This window comes from Polynucleobacter sp. MWH-UH25E, from assembly GCF_018687095.1.
In the GTDB taxonomy this organism is placed as follows: Bacteria; Pseudomonadota; Gammaproteobacteria; order Burkholderiales; family Burkholderiaceae; genus Polynucleobacter.
The window spans coordinates 484,132-502,690 of the sequence record NZ_CP061286.1; the positions used below are offsets into that span (position 1 = coordinate 484,132).

Consider the following 18,559-nt stretch of genomic DNA (forward strand, 5'->3'; position numbering starts at 1 on the left):
AAAGCTATTCATATGGAAAAAGCCAACCGCGAACAATTTTCTAAGGCACGCCTGCTAGTAGTAGGGGATGTCATGCTGGATCGTTATTGGTTTGGCGATACCAACCGTATTTCTCCCGAGGCACCAGTGCCAGTGGTTCAAGTTGGCAAGATTGATGAGCGCTTAGGCGGTGCTGCGAACGTGGCCCGAAATGTCGCAGCTCTTGGTGCGCAAACAACCATTCTCGGAATAGTGGGTCAGGATGAACCTGGTGAACGCGTTATCAATTTGCTCAAATCCGGTGGCGTAGATAGTCAGTTGGAAATTGATGCAGATGTACCTACGATTGTGAAGTTGCGTGTGATTGCACGCCAGCAACAATTAATCCGTTTAGATTTTGAAGAGGCTCCTAGCGAGAAAGCGCTAGCGCACAAGTTAGAGCGTTTTGAAAAATTAGTTGGCTCTGCTGATGTTGTGATTCTGTCGGACTACGGCAAGGGTGCCTTAGGACAAGTATCCCATATGATCGAGCAGGCTAGAGCGCAAAACAAAATGATCTTGGTCGACCCCAAGGGTGAAGATTATGAGAAATATCGTGGCGCCACTGTTTTAACGCCTAATCGCAGTGAGCTGCGTCAAGTGGTTGGACAGTGGACTAGTGAAGAAGACCTCACCAAGAGAGCGCAAGATCTCAGAAAGTCTCTTAACCTTCAGGCGCTATTACTTACCCGCTCTGAAGAGGGTATGAGTCTTTATACAGAAGCTGGTGTAAGTCATGTCAAAGCACAAGCTAGAGAGGTATTCGATGTATCCGGTGCTGGTGATACGGTGATTGCTACTTTGGCGGTTGCCCTGGCATCTGGATGGTCATTAGAGCGGGCGATGGCTTTGGCAAATCGTGCTGGTGGAATTGTGGTTGGTAAGCTGGGTACTGCTACCGTTACTTCAGAGGAATTACAGTGACTATTATCGTAACTGGTGCCGCAGGATTTATTGGCGCAAATATCGTTCAAGCTTTAAATGCGCGCGGTGAAAAAAATATTATTGCTGTTGACGACTTACGTCCAGCGGATAAATATCGCAATCTAGCTGATCTCGATATTATTGATTACCTCGATAAGGATGAGTTTCTAGAGGCGTTTAGAAGTGGTCGTTTTGGTAAGGTAAAAGCAGTGTTTCATGAGGGCGCTTGCTCCGATACCATGGAGGCCGATGGCATTTTCATGATGGCTAATAACTATCGTTACACCATGGATTTGCTTGATATCTGTACCGCTCAAAAGGTTCAGCTCTTGTATGCCTCATCTGCGGCAACTTATGGCGGTTCCGATGTGTTTATTGAAAGTCGTGAGCATGAGAGGCCTTTGAATATCTATGGCTACTCAAAGTTTTTATTTGATCAGGTGATGCGTAAGCGTTTTGCTGAAAATGCAAATACCGCTCAAGTAGTTGGCTTTCGCTACTTCAACGTATATGGCCCTCGCGAATCACACAAAGGCCGTATGGCATCCGTAGCCTTTCATCAATATCATCAATACAAAGCAAATGGCCATGTAAAGCTGTTTGGTGAATATGGTGGCTATGGTCCTGGCGAACAAAGTCGTGACTTTGTATCGATTGAAGATGTGGTCAAAGTAAATCTCTTTTTCTTAGATCATCCAGAGATCAGCGGTATCTTCAATTTAGGCAGTGGGCGTGCGCAACCATTTAACGATGTGGCACACGCTGTTGCTAACGCAATGCGCAAATTAGATAAAGCGCAACCAGCAAGCTTGCAAGAATTAGTTAAAGAAAAAGCAATTGAGTACATTCCGTTTCCGGAAGCACTCAAAGGCAAATACCAGTGCTTCACACAAGCTGATTTAACAAAATTGCGTGCAGCTGGATATTCAGAACCTTTCCTTAATGTTGAGCAGGGTGTCAGTCGTTATATCGAGTGGCTAGAAGCCAATTCTGATTTCTTAGCAAATCCACTGTAAGCCAGTCAACTAGATCCATACATCTTCGTTGTAAATGATCCGCGCGCACATTGTGCCCGTGGATTTTTTATTTATCTCTGGAGAACGTATGAAAAACATCAATTTTGGAAGTGCTAAAAATATGATGAGATCCGCCTTGGTCTCAGCAGTAATCTCAGTATCCGGTTTAGGTATCAGCTTGGGTATGGCAAACGCCTCACCCATTAATGTCAACACAGCATCTCAATCTGAACTAGAAAGCATTAAAGGTATCGGTCCGTCTAAGGCAAAAACGATTATTGCGGAGCGTCAAGATGGCGGCCATTTTCAGGATGCCAATGATTTGCAGAAACGAGTACGTGGCATTGGTATGAAGTCGGTTGAAAAAATGGTGGATAACGGCTTAACTATTGAGTCACCAAGCTCTTTTCGGGAGCCGAATGGGCGTACGCAGAAAGAAGGTGGGGCCTCTAGCCGTCGTCATTCGCGTCATCAGGGTAATGGACGAAATTCATCGGAGCGTGCAGCGCCACATCGTAGAAATTAGACCCTTTCGCGTTTAGGTTTGCTTACGGCTAAAATCAGGCTATGAGCAGACCTTCTTACCTAACCATCTCGCAAACAGTAGGAAATACGCCTTTGGTGCGCTTGCAGCGTATTCCAGGGTTGGAAAATGACACTCGCAATAATGTCATTCTAGGTAAGTTAGAGGGCAATAATCCAGCCGGGTCGGTTAAGGACCGACCTGCGCTGTCGATGATCATGCGCGCGCAAGAGCGTGGCGAAATTAAACCAGGCGATACCTTAATTGAAGCTACTAGCGGAAACACCGGCATTGCCCTGGCAATGACTGCCGCAATGTTGGGCTACAAAATGATTTTGGTGATGCCAGAAAACCAAAGTATTGAGAGACGTCAAAGTATGGCTGCTTATGGCGCTGAATTAATTTTGACGGCAGCTTCTGGTGGCATGGAGTTTGCAAGAGACTACGCTTTGCAATTGCAGCGCGAAGGTCGCGGAAGATTGCTTGATCAGTTTGCCAATCCCGATAATCCACGAGCACATATTGAGACTACAGGACCTGAGATCTGGCGAGATACCGATGGCCAGATTACCCACTTTGTTTCGGCGATGGGTACTACTGGCACGATCACTGGGGTATCAACTTATCTGAAGTCCATGAATCCCAATATTCAGATTATTGGGGCACAACCCGAGGAAGGCTCGCAAATACCGGGTATCCGTAAATGGGCTCCAGAATATCTACCAAAAATTTACCAAGGCGAGCGCGTTGATCGTATTGAATATGTAACGCAAGCCGATGCTGAAGATATGGCACGTCGCTTGGCAGTAGAAGAGGGTATCTTTTGCGGTATTTCAGCGGGTGGCGCTTTAGTGGTTGCCTTACGCATCGCCCGTCAGGTTGAAAATGCCACGATTGTCTTTATTGTGTGCGATCGCGGAGATCGCTACTTATCTACTGGCGTTTTCCCCGCCTAAGCTGATGGCTATAACTATTCTTAGTTTGCCTTAGCTTTTTTCTTGGCGCTTGATTTTTTGCCGCTCTTGTTTTTAGGTTTATCAGCAGCATCTTTAGAGCTGCTGGTTTTCTGCGAAGACTCTACGGGTACAGCGCTTTGGTTTTTATATCCCAAGGCTTCCGCAAACTCTGCTACGCTTTGCGCATAGAAATAGCTACGGTTGTATTGCACAATTGTCAGAAAATTATTTAGGCCAACAAAGTATTGCGCTTGATCTGACCCATCTTTGCCTGGATAAGGAAGGTCAACAATGAGTCCTTTGCTCTGCGGCTCTGCACCACCGCGTTGCAAATCACCCTGCTGCGGACTCAGAATTCCCTTCCGAATTAACTCTGCAACAGTATGTTTCAGTTGCGGTTCCCCATCCGCTAATTCCTTGGCAGCACTTAAACCACTTTCTTGCACCGGGAAGGAGATCGGCATACCTGTTTGCCAGCCATGTTTCTTCATAAAGTTAGCAACGCTGGCAATGGCATCTTTTGGGCTCTGCTTTAGATCAATACGTCCATCACCATCCCCATCGACTGCAAAGCTGCGAATACTGCTGGGCATAAATTGCGGCAAACCAATAGCCCCAGCGTAAGAGCTGTTTTGATTCAGGCAATAATTAAAACGACTTTGATTGACCCCTTGAGCAGTATTTTTAGCTGGTAACTGACCGCCGGATTCTGTCCAGCAGAGCAAAATAAGTTCTTGAAGCTGATCTTTAAAAAGTTGCTCTCGAGCAGTTTTGTTTGGGGTATCCGGATAACTGAAGGCTAGAGTCGATAAAACATCCTTCACCCGAAAATTGCCAGTCTGACGACCGTAAATTGTTTCAATGCCAATAATGGCAGCAATGACTTCGGCTGGCACCCCATAAGTTTGCTCAACTTGAGCTAAAAAGGCTTGGTTTTCCTCTAAAAACGTCTTTCCAGCCTTAAGTCGGACAGGTTCAATGAAACGCTTGCGGTAGGCCAACCAGTTCTTTTTAAACGTTCCCGATGGGGGTAATACCAATTTGCGGATCGAGGGAATCGTTTTAGCATCTAGAAAGCCTATTTCCAGGGTCTGAATGGGGATTTCCTGGGTTTGGGATACCTGATTAAGCAGGGCATTCAGGCTTTGGCTATAGCGCGCCTCTGTGGCTGCATCATCCGCCTGGTTTACGATGGTTTGCTGGGTACTACTTTGTTGTGGAGGTGTGCTTGTGCAGGCTCCAAGAGCGAGTAGCGCCAATAGGAGCATTGGGAAGTGGATGCGCAAGCAGGAATTTAGGGGCATAAGGTTGAGCAAGTTGAGCAATAAATTAAGCAATATTGATTAGATTATAAAAATTACAGTTTTGCTATTAAGGATTTAGGTAAATGACAACAGGATACATAACACATCCCGATTTTCTGAAACACGAGATGGGTAGTCATCACCCTGAATGTCCAGAGCGTATTCAGGCGATCAATGATCAGATGATCCGTAGTGGCATCGATCATTTCCTGCATCACTTGGATGCCCCATTGGCTAGTGAGGATCAACTCGAGTTGGTGCATAGCCCAGACCATATTGCCTTTGTAAAAGAGCAAGCGCCGCAGAGTGGGTATGCCATGCTTGATGGCGACACCATCATGAACCCCCACACTTGGCAAGCGGCGCTGAGAGCAGCGGGCGCTGCCATTGCAGGGGTTGATGCGGTAATGAAGGGCGAAGTTGAAAATGTATTTTGCGCAGTAAGACCCCCAGGTCATCACGCAGAGCCCACTCGTTCAATGGGTTTTTGTCTCTTTGATAATGTTGCCATTGCCTCACGATATGCGATGGAGACTTATGGAATTGAGCGTGTAGCGATTATTGACTTTGATGTGCATCACGGCAATGGCACTGAAGCGGCATTCTTCAATGATCCAAGTGTGTTGATGTGCAGTATTTTTCAGCATCCGTTTTATCCCTACAGTGGTCTCGATCATGCGAATAACATGGTCAATGTGCCCCTGCCTGCTGCCACTCGTGGCGATGTGGTGCGCTCAGTAGTAGAGGAAAAGTGGTTGCCGGCATTACGTAATTTTGAGCCACAGTTAATCGTCATTTCCGCTGGTTTTGATGCGCATCGCGAAGATGATTTGGGCCAGATGGGATTGGTAGAAGACGATTATGTGTGGATCACTAAGCGCTTAAAAGAAGTTGCGCATGAGTTTGCCAATGATCGCATCGTAAGTTGCTTGGAGGGCGGTTACAACTTATCTGCATTAGGTCGCAGTGTTGTAGCTCACGTAAAAGCATTGGCTGATATTTAAAAGAGCAAAAGCAAAAGTTAAGAAGAACAAATACAACCGTTATTGAAAGTAAAAGATGGCAAATATTTATGAACAGGGTCTAGAGCGTAATTCAGCGAATTACACACCGATTACTCCACTGTTGTTCTTAGAAAGATCGGCGGAGATCTATCCCAAAAAAGTAGCTATCGTGCATGGCAAGCTACGCCAGACTTGGGCGCAGACCTATGATCGTTGCCGTCGCTTAGCAAGTGCCTTGCAAAAGCATGGCGTTGGACTTGGCGATACCGTTGCCGTCATGCTCCCCAATACCCCTCCTATGGTGGAGGCGCACTTTGGTATTCCGATGGCTGGGGCGGTATTGAATGCCTTAAATACCCGCTTAGACCCAGAGTCTGTTGCCTTCATGCTTAATCACGGTGAAGCCAAGGTAGTAATCGTCGACCCAGAATTCTCTGGGGTCATGAAAAAAGCGCTTGAGATTGCTAAGAAAGATAGCGGTCGCGACTTCTTGGTAATTGATGTGGAAGAGAAAGAATTTGATGTGCCTGGTGAGAAGCTGGGTAAATTAACTTATGAGCAATTGCTGGCTGAAGGTGATCCGCAATTTGCATGGCAAGTGCCTGAAGATGAATGGCAAGCGATTTGCTTAAATTACACCTCTGGCACTACCGGTAATCCAAAGGGTGTGGTGTATCACCACCGTGGCGCAGCGATTAATGCTGTATCGAATGTCTTGGACTGGGATATCAATAAGCATCCCGTGTATTTGTGGACACTACCAATGTTCCATTGCAATGGCTGGTGTTTCCCATGGACGATTGCTGCACGCGCGGGTATTAACGTCTGTTTACGTCGTGTAGATGCGCAACATATTTTTGCTGCTATCAAAGAACACGGTGTAACGCACTACTGTGCGGCACCGATTGTGCATAACTTGCTGGTGAATGCCCCCGACGAGCTCAAGGCAGGTGTGCCTGCGGGCGTAAAGGGTTTGATTGCAGGGGCCGCACCTCCCGCATCCATTATTGAAGGCATGGAAAAGTTGGGCTTCGATTTAACTCACGTATATGGCTTAACCGAAGTGTATGGTCCTGCTGCAGTTTGTGTGAAGCAGGATGAGTGGGACGACATGGATATTGGTGAGCGCGCTCGTTTGAACGCGCGTCAAGGTGTGCGTTATCACATGCAACAAGCAATTGATGTTTTGGATCCAGAAACAATGAGGCCTGTTCCCGCTGATGGTGAAACCATGGGCGAGATTATGTTCAAGGGCAATATCGCCATGAAGGGCTACCTTAAGAATGAAAAAGCCACCAAAGAAGCATTCGAGGGTGGCTGGTTCCATTCGGGGGATTTAGCGGTAAAGAATCCAGACGGTTACGTCAAGATTAAAGACCGCAGTAAAGACATTATTATTTCTGGTGGTGAGAATATTTCCTCAATTGAAGTGGAAGATGTTCTTTATCGTCACCCAGCAGTCATCGCTGCGGCGGTAGTGGCTAAGCCGGATCCAAAGTGGGGCGAGACTCCTTGCGCTTTCTTGGAAGTTAAGCCTGGAGTTGACGTAACGCCTGCTGACATCATTGCCCACTGCAAGCAACATTTGGCGGGCTTTAAGGTTCCTAAGGCGATCGTGTTTGGGGAGTTGCCAAAGACATCGACAGGAAAAATTCAGAAGTTTGAATTGCGTAAGCAGGCTGGTTCTGCGGCTGCAATTGATGTCTAGTTTGCGATGATGGGGGCGTTAAAATATGGATTACCCCCATTTTTAAGCAAATATTCTGTTTGGTTTAGTTAGTAGTCATTAAGGATTGTGAATTCAGATGAAAATCTTAGTAGCTGTTAAGCGTGTAGTGGATTACAACGTCAAGGTACGTGTGAAGTCCGATAACTCTGGTGTCGACATCGCCAACGTCAAAATGAGCATGAACCCCTTTGATGAGATCGCGGTTGAAGAAGCTGTCAGACTCAAAGAAGCTGGTGTAGCAACTGAGGTGGTAGTGGTCACTGCAGGTGTTACCCAGTGCCAAGAAACTCTCCGTACTGCTTTAGCTATTGGTGCAGACCGTGCTATTTTGGTAGAGACCGATGCAGAGTTACAGCCTTTAGCGGTAGCCAAGATTCTCAAAGCACTCTCAGAAAAAGAGCAAGCTCAAATCATTATCTTGGGCAAACAAGCGATTGATGACGATAGCAATCAAACTGGCCAGATGTTGGCTAGCTTGATGGATATTCCACAAGCAACATTTGCATCTAAAGTAGTGGTTGCCGACGGTAAGGCGACGGTAACTCGTGAGGTTGATGGTGGATTAGAAACGATTGCGCTCTCATTGCCAGCAGTCATTACCACTGACTTGCGTTTGAACGAACCACGTTATGTGACATTGCCAAATATCATGAAGGCCAAGAAAAAAACCATTGATACGATTACCCCAGATAGCTTGGGTGTCGATATCGCCCCACGTCTGAAAACGATCAAAGTGGAAGAGCCACCTAAGCGCAGCGCGGGTGTCATGGTTGCGGATGTAGCTGCTCTTGTTGAAAAACTCAAAAATGAAGCGAAGGTGATTTAAATGGCTGCACTCGTTATTGCTGAACACGATAATCAATCTTTAAAAGCTGCCACTTTAAATGCGGTTGCCGCTGCTTTGCAGTGCTCCCCAGAAGTGGATTTATTGGTTGCAGGTTGCGGTGCTGATGCTGCAGCTAGCGCTGCAGCGCAAATTGCTGGTGTGCGTAAGGTAATTCAAATTGATGCAGCTAATTTGGCTGATCAATTGGCCGAGCCTTTAGCTGCGCAAATTCTTTCTGTAGCCAAAAACTATAGCCATGTATTAGCACCTGCAACCGCCAATGGTAAGAATGTTTTGCCACGCGTTGCGGCTAAGCTTGATGTCGCTCAGTTATCCGACATTACTAAAGTAGTCTCACCTGATACATTTGAGCGTCCAATCTACGCTGGTAACGCCATTGCGACCGTACAAAGCACTGATCCCATCAAAGTAATTACTGTGCGTACCACTGGTTTTGATCCAGTGGCAGCTACCGGTGGATCTGCCGCTGTTGAAAAAGCAACAGCGGCTGATAGTCAATCTTCCTCATCTTTTGTAGGTCGTGAGCTTACGAAGTCTGATCGTCCTGAATTGACTGCTGCCAAGATCATTGTGTCTGGTGGTCGTGGCTTAGGCTCTGGCGAGAAGTATGAAGAGTTGATCGTACCTTTGGCAGATAAGTTAGGTGCTGCATTGGGCGCTTCACGTGCTGCGGTTGATGCAGGCTATGTACCGAATGACTACCAAGTTGGTCAAACTGGCAAGATTGTTGCGCCACAGCTCTATGTAGCTGTTGGTATCTCTGGTGCGATTCAGCACTTGGCGGGTATGAAAGACTCCAAAGTGATAGTAGCTATTAACAAAGATCCAGAAGCGCCAATCTTTGGTGTTGCCGATTATGGTTTGGTGGCTGATCTCTTTACTGCTGTGCCTGAACTGACAAAGGCGCTTTCGTAATTTTGTAACTGATTTGAATCAATAGGAGTTGTAATGCCATACGTAGCCCCTGTAAAAGACATGTTGTTTGTGATGAACGAGTTAGCGGGGCTATCTGAAGTTGTGGCTTACCCATCCTACGCTGAAGCGGGTGCTGATGTTGATTTAGCACCAGCGATTTTGGAAGAATCGGCAAAGTTCAATCAAGATGTTGTTGCACCACTCAATTGGCCGGGTGATCAAAATCCAAGTTCTTTGAAGGATGGCGTTGTCACTACCACGCCTGGCTTTAAGGATGCATTTGAGCAGTTCGCTGCAGCGGGCTGGCAGGGTGTAGTTCATCCTGCTGAGTTTGGTGGTCAAGGCTTACCAAAACTCATCGCCACCGCTTGCTTTGAAATGGTTCACTCGGCAAGCTTGTCTTTTGCCTTGTGCCCTATGTTGACTGATGGCGCGATTGAGGCTTTGTTAACTGCTGCTAGCCCAGAACTTCAAGAACGTTATGTTCCTAACATGATCTCAGGCGAGTGGACGGGCTCAATGTGTTTGACAGAGCCACAAGCGGGATCAGACTTATCAATGGTGCGTGCACGTGCTGTTCCAGAGGGTGATGGCACTTACAAGATATTTGGTACCAAAATCTTTATCACCTATGGTGAGCACGATATGGCCAAGAATATTATTCACTTGGTCTTGGCAAGAACGCCGGATGCACCCGAGGGTGTAAAGGGAATTTCACTGTTTGTTGTACCCAAGTTCTTGGTTAAAGCTGATGGTTCTTTGGGCGAGCGTAATGATGTGCACTGTGTTTCGATTGAGCATAAGTTAGGTATTAAAGCCAGCCCAACAGCAGTATTGCAATTTGGTGATCACGGCGGCGCCGTTGGTTACTTAGTTGGCGAAGAGAATCGCGGACTTGAGTACATGTTTGTCATGATGAATGCTGCCCGCTTCGCGGTTGGTATGCAAGGTATTGCGGTAGCTGAACGTGCCTATCAAAAGGCGGTTCAGTATGCTAAAGACCGAGTGCAAAGTCGTGATCTAGCTGGATCAGCTGGTCCTGTGGCGATTATTCATCAGCCTGACGTTAAGCGCATGCTGATGACGATGCGCGCTTACACAGAGGCAGCTCGTGCATTAGCGTATTACGCTGCAGCTGCATACGATGCGCAACATGCTGCACCCGATGACGCGGCACGTAAATCAAATCAAGCTTTATATGAATTCTTAGTACCGATTGTGAAGGGCTTCTCAACCGAGATGTCGATTGAGGTCGCAAGCTTGGGTGTTCAAGTGCATGGAGGTATGGGCTTCATTGAAGAGACTGGCGCCGCTCAACACTATCGTGATGCGCGTATCTTGACAATTTACGAAGGTACAACTGCGATTCAGGCAAACGACTTAATTGGCCGTAAGACTGTGCGTGATGGCGGTGCTACTGCCAAGATATTCTCGGAAAAGATTGCGGAAACTGAAAAAGAGTTAGCGGCTAGTGGCAGCGCGGATGCCAAAGCAGCGTTAAAGCAATTATCAATTGGCCGTGCCGCATTTGATGAGGCGGTTGCTTATATCTTGGCCAATGTAAAAACAAATACCAAAGCGGTGTATGCAGGTAGCTGCGCTTATTTACGTTTAGCTGGTTTGGTTCTCGGTGCTTGGCAAATGGCTCGCGGCTTGTTAGCTGCCGAACGTTTGCGTAACAGTGATCCTACTTTCTATAACACCAAGATTGCAACCGCTCGATTCTTTATCGAGAACTTATTGCCTCAAGCCCAGGGCTTGGCGACATCGATTGTTGAAGGTGGCTATTCTGCTAATGCTTTAGAGGTAGAGCACTTCTAATCTGAAAATTTAGCAAGCAATCTAAAAGCTATCCGCAATTATTGGGATAGCTTTTTTGCTTCATAGATTTGAGAGATAAAGAATTGCTCAAATGCGACCGCTAGAAATGTCATCATGATGCCGGCACCAAACACCAGTGAGAAAATGACTGTCAATACCACTAGCCAGCCAGATTGATTACGCTCATGCTCAGCAATGCCGGGATTAAATTGAGCATCCCACTTTTCATCTGGACGTAATCCAAAGGTAATCGTCGTTAGCCAGCTTGCCTCTAGAGCAATGAAACCAAACGTCAGCAGTATCCAGCCTGGCGCTGAATGAAAGTGTGCGTCTTTAAGTAAAGACCAACCAATAATCCCGCCGAACGTTGCGAGTAATTGTGACCAACCCCAAAAAGATTTAAGACCAAGCAAATAGAAACAGTTAAAGCCGCTGCCTGGAAAAAATAATCCGAGTGCGCAAAAAATGAGTTTGGATTTTTTCATAGCAATTGAGTCTTATGAGTCTTAAATAGTTTGGATTATTTGTTTGTGGGTTGTGTAGATTGGCGTTGAATAAAACTTAATACTTCGCGATCATTGCCAACCATGAGCAATTGATCGCCATTGCGAATGATGCTGCGGTAGTCATTGAGTTGATATAAAAAGTCATTCTCTAATTCCATGCGCTGGGGAGCGCAGGCCATCTTAGTGCTGGTAATTTTGCTCAAGCTAAATCCACGTGAATCTTCATCCAGTTCTGCAGTAAAGCGATTGCAGCCTGTTGATCCGCTGATGCGTTGCCCATTGGTATCAAAAGTGATTTGGATGGGGTTGCTAGCCTCTCCTTGCGGAATCTGACGGGCTCGCACCTCACCTTTGCTATTTGGGGGTAGGTTCCAGCGAGTGAGCTCCCAGCGGGTATTGCGTAGCTCGCTACTGGGAGGGCTAATTTTCGCCCCGCAAGGTGGAATAACGTTGGCGCAGCCACTGATAAAACCCAGGGTCAGGAGAAAAAAAGCTAGAAAAGGTCTTTTTGAGGTCTGATTAGTGGGCTGTAAATGGCGCATTTTCTGGGGCATATTTATATAAGTTATTGTTTTATATAAGAAATTTAATCTAATTTTGCTTCTATTCTAATCTTGAAGGCGCTTAAATAGGTGGAAGAAGTGGGGGTTTTCGTCTAGAATATGAGGTTTTCCGCATCACCGTACATTTGTTGGTGAGCTGAAGCCCAAGAATTTGAATAAATTTCATTGGGTTGTAATCAACCAGTTTTCATTATTAGATTTTAAGGAATAAGTATGGTCGTCATTCGACTAGCTCGTGGTGGCTCTAAGAAGCGCCCTTTTTACAGCATCGTTGCTACTGATAAGCGCAACCGTCGTGACTCGAACTTTATCGAGCGTATTGGCTATTTCAATCCAAACGCTGCGGAATCTGAGCAAGCAATGCGCATTGCTCAAGATCGTTTGACTTATTGGACTGGCGTTGGTGCACAAGTTTCTCCAACAGTAGTTCGTTTAATCAAAAACAATCCTGCTGCTTAATATTCCTTTGCTAAAAACTTCATCATCTTGGTGAAGTTTTTAGTGATGCATTGGATTAGTAGTTTTATTTTGGGAACGCAGGTGGCTTACAAATGAGTACACCTTCCCTAAATGATTTAATAGAACTTGGCGCCATCTCTGAGGCGCAAGGTTTACGAGGACAAGTGAAGGTAAGACCTCACTCATCAGATCCCGTAGCACTACTTTCTTCTAAAACTGTTTGGCTTTCCTTGATCCCCCGTAGGGATCTGCATGCTACTAGTACTCCCGCGCTAGAGGTGTCTAAGGCAACCTTGACCGAATACAAGGTAAAGGGTGCGAAGATGCACAGCGGTAATGTCGTAATGACATTGGATGGCGTAGGTGATCGTGATCAGGCGTTGGCACTAAAAGGCGCACGTATCTTAGTGGCGCGTGATGCATTTCCAAAAGCAGACAAAGATGATTACTACTGGGTTGATTTGATTGGATGTCATGCAATTAATTTGCAAAAAGAATCGCTTGGTGAAGTGATTGATGTGACTGAGAATGGAGCTCATGGTGTCATTGCTGTTGGTGATCTTGAAAAAAAAGAAGTTCGATACCTTGTACCCTTTGTGAAAGAAGTGGTGCAAAGCGTAGACTTGCCGAATAAGGTCATTACGCTTGATTGGCAATTGGATTGGCGATAGGTCTTTAGAAAACAATATGCGCTTTGATGTAGTCACTCTCTTTCCGGAAATGTTCGCCGCACTTACTAAGTGGGGTGTTACTGGGCGCGCATGCGAACAATCTCTTGCTAGTGTGCATTTATGGAATCCTAGGGATTTTTGTAGTGATCCACGCAAAACTGTGGATGATCGTGCTTACGGCGGTGGTCCAGGAATGGTCATGATGGCCAAGCCCCTAGAAGATACGGTGGCTGGAATTCGGGCTGCTCATGCTACGGAAGGGGTCAAAAGTGGCCCAATTTGTCTTCTAGCACCCCAGGGCGAGAGATTTTCTCAGAAGATAGCGACAGATATCCTAAATTACGGTAATTTAAGCTTCATCTGTGGCCGGTATGAGGCTGTAGACCAGCGTTTTATCGAGAGAAATGTTGATTTACAGCTCTCAATCGGTGATTTTGTGCTTTCTGGGGGTGAAATTCCCGCTATGGCGATCATGGATGCTGTTATTCGATTGATCCCGGGGGCCCTTGGGGATGGCGAATCGGCGGTTCAGGATAGCTTTATGAATGGTCTTTTGGACTATCCGCACTACACCAGACCGGAGATTTATGAAAATTTATCGGTTCCAGACGTGCTTTTAGGCGGACATCACGCTAAAATAGCGGATTGGCGTCGGCAGAAGTCTTTAGAGCTGACGTTAAGGCTAAGGCCAGATTTAATTGAATCTGCCAGAGCTAATGGGTTGCTAACCCGAGAAGATGAACAATTTCTTCGCTCGCTGTGAATACCTTTGGTTTGTTCGGTGGTACTCAGTAGTGAATAAGTAGTTTTGTTTTTGGTTTAGTGAAATAGTTTTAACTGCATCCTCTGTTAGGTCCGTCAATTTTTAATTACGGGATAAAACGCTAACAAGATGTTTAAGGATTTAAAAATGAATTTAATCGCAAAAATTGAGCAAGAAGAAATTGCTCGCTTAAGTGCTAACAAAAACATCCCTAGCTTTGCACCTGGCGATACGGTAGTTGTTAGCGTAAACGTTGTTGAAGGTACACGTAAGCGTACCCAGGCCTTTGAAGGTGTTGTGATTGCAAAACGCAATCGCGGACTCAATTCAAGCTTTATCGTGCGTAAGATTTCTTCTGGTGAAGGTGTTGAGCGTACATTCCAAACATACTCACCGTTGATCGCCAGCGTTGAAGTAAAACGTCGCGGTGATGTGCGTCGTGCGAAGTTGTACTACTTGCGCGATCGCTCTGGTAAGTCTGCGCGTATTAAAGAGAAGCTCCAAGCTCGCAATAAGCCAGAGGCTGCTGCAGCTGCTGAGTAATTGCCGCTTTGATGCGAATAAAAAGGCGGCTTCGGTCGCCTTTTTTGTTGCCTTAGAATAGAGCTATGTCAAAAACATCCACTCCTGAAGTAGGCGCAATTAATGTAGCGGCGCCTCCAGGCTTTGATGCGCAGGCTATACCGATCCATCAAGTGTGCGCAGATCAAAAGAGGGTTGCACCAGAATTTTTAGAGCCACAAGCTTTAAAAGCCAGACTGCAGTCACCTCCCCAGTGGGAGCCGGAAATCACTGATGAGAATCGCCATGTGATTGCTGCCGATATCATCGCACGTCGTCAGGCCGCTGGAAAAGTTACTCGCGCAGCGGTATTGATTCCACTGTTGCTAAAAGAAGATGGCTTATCAGTTTTGCTGACGCAAAGAACAAATCATTTGCGTGACCATGCCGGACAGATTAGCTTTCCTGGTGGTCGTATGGACCCAGAAGATCAAAGTCCAAATGACACTGCTTTAAGAGAAAGTCATGAGGAGATTGGTTTGGATCCTGGGCGCGTAGAGATTATTGGTCATTTGCCGGAGTATCTGACGGTATCTGGTTATAGCGTTACGCCAGTAGTCGGCTTAGTGCAACCTCAGGCAGAATATGTCTTAGATGAGTTTGAAGTAGCGGATGTATTTGAGGTGCCTCTACAGTTTTTGTTGGATCCTGCCAACCATCAAGTTAGACTATGGGAAAGCGAGCAGGGTGGACGTCGTTTTTATTCAATGCCTTATGAGAACCGCTTTATTTGGGGTGCTACTGCGGGAATGTTGCGTAACCTATATCATTTATTAAAAGTATGACTTTCTTTTCTATTCTTTTCGCCCTGATAGCTGAGCAATATCGCCCGGTTACTTCTCAACACTGGATTGTGCGCATGAGCACACGCTGGTTGGATTGGGTTGCTAAAGAATTTGGTGGCAAAACGGAAGAGGGTGCCAGCCCAGTTGGTGCGCGTATGGCATGCTTGGCTGCTTTCATATTGCCAACCTTTTTAGTATTCATCGTTTATGTCATTTGTATGGTGACATATCCGATCCTGGGATTTTTGTGGAACGTGGCGATCGCCTATTTATTTTTCGGCTTTCGTCAATTTAGTCATTCATTCACCTTGGTGCATGAGGCAATTGAGGCTCATGATTTACCAGCAGCTCGTGCCGCATTAGGCGAGTGGTATGGGCCTGATTTGGATACCTCCGACCTTACCGAAACTGAAGTAATTTCATTGGCACTCGAGCGTGCCATCATTGGTTCGCATCATCATGTGTTTGGTGTGCTGTTCTGGTTCATGATGCCAATGGGTCCAGCGGGTGTTGTGCTCTATCGCTTGGCTGATATTGCTGCACAGCGTTGGTCGGAGCGTGGTGATTACAACTTGAGTGAATCTGCGCGCCATTTCTTCTACGTGATTGATTGGATTCCATCGCGCATTACAGCGATGGGTTTTGCGATCGTGGGCAATTTCGAGGGTGCCGTATACGCATGGCGTTACCTTACGCAGAAGTGGTCTGATTCTTTATCGGCCGTGATCTTGGCTGCAGGTAGTGGCGCACTCGGAGTGCGTTTGGGTGAGCCATTAAGTGAGCCTGATAGCGATGAAGCTTTGCGTATGGCTGAGGCTGGTGAACCTTTGGTCTATGAGGTGGGTTTGGAGCCTACAGAACGTACGATGCGCTCGGCAGTGGGGTTGGTCTGGCGCTTAGTTATCGCTTGGATGGCTTTGTTGCTAATGCTGACCATCGCTCTTTGGCTTGGCTAATTCCCTGAATTTGAATATCGGCAGTCTTTGAGTCCGATCTCAGTTGTTTAAATAGCGCCAGTCTTTCTGGCGCTATTTCATTTCTATCTACCGCATCACGGATTGCACAGTCAGGCTCTGATTGATGGGCGCAGTTATGAAAGCGGCACTTGCCTAGTAAGTCTTTAAATTCTCTGAAGGCGTGCTGTAGCTCGCTAACTGACATGTGGGCTAAACCAAACTCCTGAAAGCCTGGTGAATCTATGAGGGCGCCTAATTTACCATCGGCACCTCTTCCCCAAGACTCTGGCAGCTCAAAGTAGCGACAAGCAGTTGTGGTGTGCTTTCCGGTATCTAGCCGAACAGAGTATTCCTGCGTCAGCGCCGCTGCATTGGGTACCCAGGCGTTGAGAAGGCTGGATTTGCCCATGCCAGATTGACCAACAAATACAGAGACTTTACCTTGCAATATCGGGCGTAGTGCATCAATTGATGCGGTATCAAATTTTGCTGACACTTCACTAACTGGGTAGCCCATGCGCGCATAAGGCGAAATGATCTTGCGAGCATTTTCCAGTTGATCTTTAAGGTCGCACTTGTTGAGCAGAATGTGTAAGTCAATCTGATTGGCTTCAGCTGCTACAACTGCTCTACCCAATAGATCGGGAGAGAAAGCAGGCTGCGTAGCCAGCACAACCAAGATTTGATCGACATTCGAAGCAATGATCTTGCTCTTAAAGGCATCTGAGCGATACAAAATATTTTGGCGTGGCTCAATTTCAATAATGCGCGCTTGATCAGCGGAGGTCATTTCTAACAACATGTGATCACCCACTGCACCAATATGTTGTTTTGCAGGCGTACTCACCTGAATAAGTGGGCCACTAGGAGACTCATTACCTGTGGCGTCGCTCACTAGGCGTTGCGCTAAATAATGCCTTCCGTAGGAGGCGGTAAGTAGCGCGCGAAACTGATCCATGTTTGAGTGATTGCGGCTTATTAAGGCTTACTAAAGCGTTGCAAATTGGCGATACGCAATGGTGCTGGCGGATGCGAACTATAGAAAGCCGTATAGATTGGATCTGGCGTCAGGGTGGAAGCGTTATCTTGATACAGCTTTACCAATGCGGAGATTAAATTGTTCGCAGATGATTTTTCTGCGGCAAATCCATCTGCCTCGTATTCATGTTTGCGTGAGGCTAAGCTACCAAGTGGTGTAAAGAAAAAGCTAAACACGGGTGATACCAACATAAATAGAGCTAAAGCTAAGCCGCCGTTATAGCCATTGAGGTTTGGCATTACACCAAGATCGGTATAGAACCAAACTTGAGTACTGATCCAACCTAACAACGCGAACATACCAAAGCTGAGCGCGAAAGAAACGAGCAAGCGTTTGCGAATGTGATTGCGTTTGAAATGTCCAAGTTCGTGAGCAAGTACTGCCTCTACTTCTCCGGGATTGAGTTTTTCAATAAGGGTGTCGAAAAACACTATACGCTTGGCTTTGCCCATGCCTGCAAAAAAGGCGTTTCCATGGGCACTACGCTTACTACCGTCCATCACAAATAAGCCTTGGCTGGCAAAGTCACAGCGAGCAAGGAGCGCTTCAATTTGTGTTTTGAGTGGACCATCTTCTAATGCTTGGAATTTGTTGAATAGAGGCGCGATAAATGTTGGGAAGATCCACTGCATGAGAAGGCTAAATGCAGTTAATACACCCCAAGCCCAAAGCCACCAAAGATCACCTGCTTTCGCCATTAGCGAAAGAATGACCCATAGCAATGGCAGTCCGATGGCGGCGCCAAGAGTAATACCTTTTATGAGATCAACAAAAAACAATTTTTTGCTCATGCGATTAAAGCCAAAGCGCTCTTCTAAATAAAATTGCTTGTACCAAGAAAAGGGCAGATCAATGATGCCGGAGATAGCGGCGATTGAGGCTAACAATGCGATTTGTTGAGTAATGCCCGCACCAAAATAATTTAATAAAGCAATGTTTAGGATTTCAAGGCCACCCAAGAGGGTGAAGGCAATTAAAATGACTGCACTGACACCGTTCTCTAAAATACCGAGGCGTAATTTGGCAATCGTGTAGTCAGCGGCTTTTTGGTGGTCAGCCAGGGTGATTTTCTCAGCAAAATCGGCTGGTACCGCATCTCGATGCTGGGCTACATGGCGAATTTGGCGTTGAGATAGCCAGTGGCGCAGGCCAAAGCTAGTGATAAAAGCGATTAAGAAAACAATAGTGAATGTCATGAG

20 protein-coding genes are annotated in these 18,559 nt (G+C 46.4%); 15 read left to right on the forward strand and 5 right to left on the reverse strand.

The features are described from left to right. Positions 1-12 precede the first annotated feature (12 nt). From rfaE1 to cysM, 4 genes are read left to right on the forward strand one after another with little or no spacing between them, the layout of a single operon-like run. Positions 13-942: a D-glycero-beta-D-manno-heptose-7-phosphate kinase gene (rfaE1, locus tag ICV39_RS02580; RefSeq protein ID WP_215390339.1), complete on the forward strand. Its 930-nt coding sequence runs from the start codon at positions 13-15 to the stop codon at positions 940-942. Further along, positions 939-1,958, forward strand: a complete 1,020-nt coding sequence (rfaD, locus tag ICV39_RS02585; RefSeq protein WP_215390340.1) for an ADP-glyceromanno-heptose 6-epimerase — start codon at positions 939-941, stop codon at positions 1,956-1,958. Before rfaE1 ends, rfaD begins: the two co-directional genes overlap by 4 nt. Positions 1,959-1,992: 34 nt before the next feature. Then, positions 1,993-2,484: a helix-hairpin-helix domain-containing protein gene (locus ICV39_RS02590; protein ID WP_251372712.1), complete on the forward strand. Its 492-nt coding sequence runs from the start codon at positions 1,993-1,995 to the stop codon at positions 2,482-2,484. 41 nt (positions 2,485-2,525) lie between these two features. Continuing rightward, complete coding sequence (gene cysM / locus ICV39_RS02595; protein ID WP_215390341.1) at positions 2,526-3,437, forward strand: cysteine synthase CysM; 912 nt, start codon at positions 2,526-2,528, stop codon at positions 3,435-3,437. A 20-nt stretch (positions 3,438-3,457) separates the two neighbouring features. Here the strand turns inward: cysM and ICV39_RS02600 are convergent, their stop codons facing one another. Beyond that, the gene (locus ICV39_RS02600; RefSeq protein WP_251372713.1) at positions 3,458-4,741 is read right to left on the reverse strand and encodes a lytic transglycosylase domain-containing protein; all 1,284 of its coding nucleotides are present in this window, start codon (positions 4,739-4,741) and stop codon (positions 3,458-3,460) included. A gap of 83 nt (positions 4,742-4,824) precedes the next feature. Here ICV39_RS02600 and ICV39_RS02605 point away from each other — a divergent pair, with 83 nt between their 5' ends. From ICV39_RS02605 to ICV39_RS02625, 5 genes are all read left to right on the forward strand, one after another. After that, on the forward strand, positions 4,825-5,745 hold the full coding sequence (locus ICV39_RS02605; protein ID WP_215390342.1) for a histone deacetylase family protein: 921 nt from the start codon (positions 4,825-4,827) through the stop codon (positions 5,743-5,745). Between the two features lie 55 nt (positions 5,746-5,800). Further along, complete coding sequence (locus ICV39_RS02610; protein WP_215390343.1) at positions 5,801-7,453, forward strand: acyl-CoA synthetase; 1,653 nt, start codon at positions 5,801-5,803, stop codon at positions 7,451-7,453. Between the two features lie 97 nt (positions 7,454-7,550). Then, on the forward strand, positions 7,551-8,300 hold the full coding sequence (locus ICV39_RS02615) for an electron transfer flavoprotein subunit beta/FixA family protein (protein WP_173955249.1): 750 nt from the start codon (positions 7,551-7,553) through the stop codon (positions 8,298-8,300). Next, positions 8,301-9,236, forward strand: coding sequence for an electron transfer flavoprotein subunit alpha/FixB family protein (locus ICV39_RS02620; RefSeq protein WP_215390344.1), 936 nt, complete (start codon positions 8,301-8,303; stop codon positions 9,234-9,236). Positions 9,237-9,269: 33 nt separating this feature from the next. After that, a complete protein-coding gene (locus tag ICV39_RS02625) occupies positions 9,270-11,057 on the forward strand; it encodes an acyl-CoA dehydrogenase (protein ID WP_215390345.1) in 1,788 nt (595 codons plus the stop codon). 38 nt (positions 11,058-11,095) lie between these two features. Here ICV39_RS02625 and ICV39_RS02630 read toward each other — a convergent pair whose 3' ends face one another. Both ICV39_RS02630 and ICV39_RS02635 read right to left on the reverse strand, forming a co-directional pair. Continuing rightward, positions 11,096-11,542 (reverse strand): hypothetical protein, encoded by a 447-nt coding sequence (locus tag ICV39_RS02630; protein WP_215390346.1) that lies wholly within the window; start codon positions 11,540-11,542, stop codon positions 11,096-11,098. A 35-nt stretch (positions 11,543-11,577) separates the two neighbouring features. Then, positions 11,578-12,117, reverse strand: coding sequence for an META domain-containing protein (locus tag ICV39_RS02635; protein WP_215390347.1), 540 nt, complete (start codon positions 12,115-12,117; stop codon positions 11,578-11,580). Positions 12,118-12,339: 222 nt separating this feature from the next. Between ICV39_RS02635 and rpsP the strand changes: the two genes are divergently transcribed. The 6 genes from rpsP to ICV39_RS02665 all read left to right on the forward strand — a co-directional run bounded on the left by rpsP (position 12,340) and on the right by ICV39_RS02665 (position 16,321). Next, positions 12,340-12,585, forward strand: coding sequence for a 30S ribosomal protein S16 (gene rpsP / locus ICV39_RS02640; RefSeq protein ID WP_173955254.1), 246 nt, complete (start codon positions 12,340-12,342; stop codon positions 12,583-12,585). A gap of 92 nt (positions 12,586-12,677) precedes the next feature. Next, a complete protein-coding gene (gene rimM / locus ICV39_RS02645; RefSeq protein ID WP_215390348.1) occupies positions 12,678-13,256 on the forward strand; it encodes a ribosome maturation factor RimM in 579 nt (192 codons plus the stop codon). Between the two features lie 16 nt (positions 13,257-13,272). Beyond that, positions 13,273-14,019, forward strand: coding sequence for a tRNA (guanosine(37)-N1)-methyltransferase TrmD (gene trmD, locus ICV39_RS02650; RefSeq protein ID WP_215390349.1), 747 nt, complete (start codon positions 13,273-13,275; stop codon positions 14,017-14,019). Between the two features lie 147 nt (positions 14,020-14,166). Continuing rightward, positions 14,167-14,562 carry a 50S ribosomal protein L19 gene (gene rplS, locus ICV39_RS02655; protein WP_215390350.1) on the forward strand — a complete coding sequence of 132 codons (396 nt, stop codon included), beginning with the start codon at positions 14,167-14,169 and terminating at the stop codon, positions 14,560-14,562. Between the two features lie 65 nt (positions 14,563-14,627). Next, positions 14,628-15,365, forward strand: coding sequence for a CoA pyrophosphatase (locus ICV39_RS02660; RefSeq protein ID WP_215390351.1), 738 nt, complete (start codon positions 14,628-14,630; stop codon positions 15,363-15,365). Further along, a complete protein-coding gene (locus ICV39_RS02665; protein ID WP_215390352.1) occupies positions 15,362-16,321 on the forward strand; it encodes a CobD/CbiB family protein in 960 nt (319 codons plus the stop codon). Before ICV39_RS02660 ends, ICV39_RS02665 begins: the two co-directional genes overlap by 4 nt. On the opposite strand, the gene rsgA is transcribed toward ICV39_RS02665, so the two are convergent. Beyond that, the gene (rsgA, locus tag ICV39_RS02670) at positions 16,266-17,279 is read right to left on the reverse strand and encodes a ribosome small subunit-dependent GTPase A (protein ID WP_215390353.1); all 1,014 of its coding nucleotides are present in this window, start codon (positions 17,277-17,279) and stop codon (positions 16,266-16,268) included. The genes ICV39_RS02665 and rsgA overlap by 56 nt on opposite strands. 20 nt (positions 17,280-17,299) lie before the next feature. Further along, positions 17,300-18,556, reverse strand: a complete 1,257-nt coding sequence (locus tag ICV39_RS02675) for a M48 family metallopeptidase (RefSeq protein WP_215390354.1) — start codon at positions 18,554-18,556, stop codon at positions 17,300-17,302. Between the last annotated feature and the right edge of the window lie 3 nt (positions 18,557-18,559).